The sequence below is a fragment of the Ruegeria sp. D1(2025) genome (assembly GCF_056536425.1).
Genome location: NZ_JBQFPO010000032.1, coordinates 1 through 3,811, shown reverse-complemented (window position 1 = coordinate 3,811; position 3,811 = coordinate 1). Strand labels below are relative to the sequence as shown.

Genomic DNA, 3,811 nt, shown 5'->3' with positions numbered 1-3,811 from the left:
GACGCGGATTGCATCGTCTTGGCCTCGCACAAGCCTGGTTTTGAGGACATATTTCTAGGTTCCACTGCGAACAGAGTCGTGCATCACGCCAAGTGTTCGGTTCACGTAATTCGTTGATCCAAGTTTAGCGGTGTGTGTTCTTTATGGAGCGGTCCCTCACTTAGTGAGCCAAATTAAAGTGAGACAATAGGCAACTATGTCAAGGAAGCCTTGGGTTGCGGTTAGATTTTCTACATTTTTTCAGCTTAACTGCGGTATTGATTTTATTAGAATGAAGGATGACCTTGTAGGGCGAACTTGGATTTAGGCGGGCCGCGGGCTTTCCAAACCTTCGTCCATCGGCCTTGTCAGATTAGATAGCTCTGATACCGTTTCGGATTCCTGTTTTTCTGTTCCGCACCGCTCTGCAAAGTCTTTCTCTTTACAGATCAAATTACTGCGTGCTCTCGTTAGAAGAGAGAGCAAAGAAGGACGGCAGGAGGCCTTGTCAGAAGTACTTTGCTTGAGCGGGGCAGGGCGGTTGCGTAGCTTTTGTCCATGACCAAACCTGCCTCGTTCAAATACTTCAAAACCAGCCCCGAAATCATCCGTCTTGCGGTGATCTCGTACATCCAATTTTCGCTTTCTTTGCGGAATGTGCAGGATTTGCTGCAAGAGCGAGGCATCAATGTTAGCCATGAAACTGTCCGATACTGGTTTTACAGGTTCGGCCAGGTGTTAGCTTAAGAGTTCAGGTACAAGCCGGTGCAACAACTGCGCGCTTTGCCGCTTTGTAGGCAGAGCGGTCATTCAAATCGTCTCGCAATACCGCTCCGCAGCGAACAGTTGGAAAGTCCGTTTAGCAGACATGTAGGAAAGGCGATCCCCTCAAAAGTTAGGGACACATCTGAGCCGACTGTCCAATTTTTTTGGGCCGCTTCAAAAAAAATGCCATTTCATTGGCCGCGCTGATACTTGTTCGAATTCATTTTGCAGTGCCCACTTTACGCCGGTACTGCTGTTGAAGCTATCCTTCGCGCGTGCTGTATTGAATTAAAGCAGGTGAAATTCGATGGTGGTGCGTTAATTCGAGCATCGGTGGTTGCAAACCACTGAAAACAGAATTTTCCGCATCCTATTTGAATTACTGACAATTCATGTGCATGTGGAGCCAAACCGACCGGCCCAATGTGACTCTAGGAGGGAACATGTCCCCTTTTGATCAAACTGCGTCGTCGTTCACCAAAGCCTCGGATTTGCTGGTCGAAGCGCTCGAAGCGGAGGGCGTTGAGTATGTTTTTGCCGTCCCGGGTGAGGAAAACCTGGATGTTTTGGAGTCCTTGAGGACGTCCAAGATTGAACTTGTCCTGACCCGTCACGAACAGGGGGCGGCATTCATGGCGGCAACGTATGGGCGTTTGACTGGCAAGGCGGGGGTTTGCATGGCAACACTTGGTCCCGGTGCCACAAACTTTGCCACACCCGCAGCTTATGCGCATTTGGGCGGGATGCCTCTGGTTATGATAACGGGCCAAAAACCGATCAAGAAATCGAAACAGGGGCAGTTTCAGATCATCGATGTGGTGGGTCTGTTTGATCCGATCTGCAAGATGTCCAAGCAGATTGTGCACGGCAACACCATCCCCTCGTTAATCCGCGAAGCGTTTCGCGTCGCGCAAGAGGAGCGACCCGGTGCGGTTCTGCTGGAACTTCCTGAGGATATAGCAGCCGAAGATACCACCGAACCAGTCCTGCAACCTCATCCGCGTTACTATGCCGTGGCAGGTGACACGGTTCTGAATGAGGCGGCCGAGATGATCCGCTCAGCCAAAATGCCCTTGCTGCTATTGGGGGCAGGTGCCAACCGGAAACACGCCCGCAGTGCGCTCAGTCAGTTTGTAAATGATACGCAGATTCCTTTCTTTGTCACGCAGATGGGCAAAGGCGTGGTGGACGAACGGTCCGATCTGTTTTTGGGAACGGCAGCGTTATCCGATGGGGACTACTTACATTGCGCGATCGAACGGGCAGATCTGATTATCAATGTGGGTCACGACGTGGTGGAAAAGCCTCCTTTCTTCATGAAAGAAGGCGGAACCAAGGTTATCCATGTGAACTACAAGGCCGCGCAGGTCGACCAAGTCTATTTCCCGCAGGTCGAGGTTGTTGGCGATCTGGCTCAATCTATTGAACGGCTGGGAAAGAAGCTTGACGGTCCCTTGGAGTTTGACCGCAGCTACTTCGAGCGGGTCAAACAGGAAACCGACATGCACATCTCGGCAGGCGCAGATGATCCGCGTTTCCCAGTAATCCCGCAGCGTTTTGTGGCCGATACGCGCAAAGTAATGCGGGATTGCGATATCATCGCGTTGGACAATGGCATCTATAAAATATGGTACGCGCGAAATTATCAGGCCTACCAGCCCAACACAGTCCTGCTGGACAACGCACTGGCCACGATGGGAGCCGGCCTTCCCTCCGCCATGATGGCGGCCAAACTTTATCCAGACCGTCGCGTTATGGCGATATGTGGCGACGGCGGCTTTATGATGAATAGTCAGGAGATTGAGACCGCTGTTCGACTAGGGCTCAATCTGGTTGTGGCCGTGTTGAACGACAGCTCGTACGGGATGATCCGCTGGAAGCAGTCTCACGCCGGGTTTGAAGATTGGGGGCTGGAGTTCAAAAACCCTGATTTTGTGGAATATGCCAGAAGCTATGGTGCGACAGGCCACCGGGTAGAGCGAACTGAGGATCTGGTACTGACCTTTGAGAAAGCGTTTGCAGCTGATGGCGTCCATCTGATCGATCTTCCTGTTGATTACAGTGAAAACCAACGCGTACTGATTGATGAACTGGCCGAAAAGGTTTGTTTGATCTAATCTGTTTTGTGGAAGGTCTGTCGGAGCGCTTTGGCCTAAGGCGGGTAAAGGTTTTGCCATTTACAAATGGGGGTTCATCACTGGCGAGACGCGCTTCAATCTGGGCTAGGGTCAGGACTCATAGCCAATAGATGACGGTGGCCGCCAGTGCGATGGCTGAGAGGAAGACCTTTGGGCACCTGTCGTATCGGGTTGCCACTCGCCGCCAATCTTTCAGCCTTCCGAACATGATCTCGATCCGATTGCGACATTTGTAGCGACGCTTGTCGGACTTCACCGCTTTCTTCCGCTGCTTCCGGCCTGGGATGCACGCGCGTATCCCTTTGTTTTTCAACGCTTCCCGGAACAAATCAGCGTCATATCCGCGATCCCCAAGCAGCCATTCGACATCTGGCAGGCTGCTCAACAATGCCCGTGCGCCGATGTAATCGCTGACCTGCCCAGCCGTCAAAAACAAGTTGAGTGGGCCTCCCTTGCTGTCGCAGATAGCGTGCAGCTTCGTGTTCATGCCGCCCTTGGTCCGACCGATCAGGCGTCCACGCTCCCCTTTTTTGACGCCCAAACTGGTCGCCGTGCGGTGCGCCTTCAGGTAGGTCGCATCTATCGTCACGGTCTTATCTTCACCGTGCTCAGCGGCCAATCCGGCCATCATCCGGGCGAAGATGCCCTTGTCGCTCCAACGTGTCCATCGGTTGTAGAGCGTCTGACCTGCCCCCCGAAACTTCCCTCGTTCTGATGTAGAGTTTGCTCAACCTTTCGAAGGAGCAAACACATGCGAAAGAGCCGTTTCACCGAGGCGCAGATCATCGGGATGATTAAGGAACAGGAAGCTGGGATGCCAACTGCTGAGGTGTGCCGCATGTCTGACGTCAGCACCAATGGGACAGTTTAAGTAGATTTGATAAGAGAGGGTTTCTGGCTCATCGTAACCGCCAAGGAGTGGAGATGAG

Annotated in this window: 2 protein-coding genes and 3 pseudogenes; 4 read left to right on the top strand and 1 reads right to left on the bottom strand. The window is 52.5% G+C overall.

The genetic code is table 11. The features are described from left to right. From ACR1XU_RS23045 to ACR1XU_RS23035, 3 genes and pseudogenes are all read left to right on the top strand, one after another. Nucleotides 1–117: universal stress protein (locus ACR1XU_RS23045; RefSeq protein WP_480915712.1), on the top strand; the 117-nt coding region annotated here is incomplete at its 5' end. A gap of 420 nt (nucleotides 118–537) precedes the next feature. After that, nucleotides 538–723, top strand: a pseudogene (locus ACR1XU_RS23040) (IS6 family transposase); the annotation flags it as partial. Between the two features lie 464 nt (nucleotides 724–1,187). Continuing rightward, nucleotides 1,188–2,861, top strand: a complete 1,674-nt coding sequence (locus tag ACR1XU_RS23035; RefSeq protein ID WP_480909655.1) for an acetolactate synthase large subunit — start codon at nucleotides 1,188–1,190, stop codon at nucleotides 2,859–2,861. Nucleotides 2,862–2,979: 118 nt separating this feature from the next. Here the strand turns inward: ACR1XU_RS23035 and ACR1XU_RS23030 are convergent. After that, nucleotides 2,980–3,576: pseudogene (locus tag ACR1XU_RS23030) on the bottom strand (IS5 family transposase); the annotation flags it as partial. Nucleotides 3,577–3,633: 57 nt separating this feature from the next. Between ACR1XU_RS23030 and ACR1XU_RS23025 the strand changes: the two are divergent. Beyond that, nucleotides 3,634–3,738 (top strand): annotated as a pseudogene (locus ACR1XU_RS23025) (transposase); the annotation flags it as partial. Nucleotides 3,739–3,811: the final 73 nt, after the last annotated feature.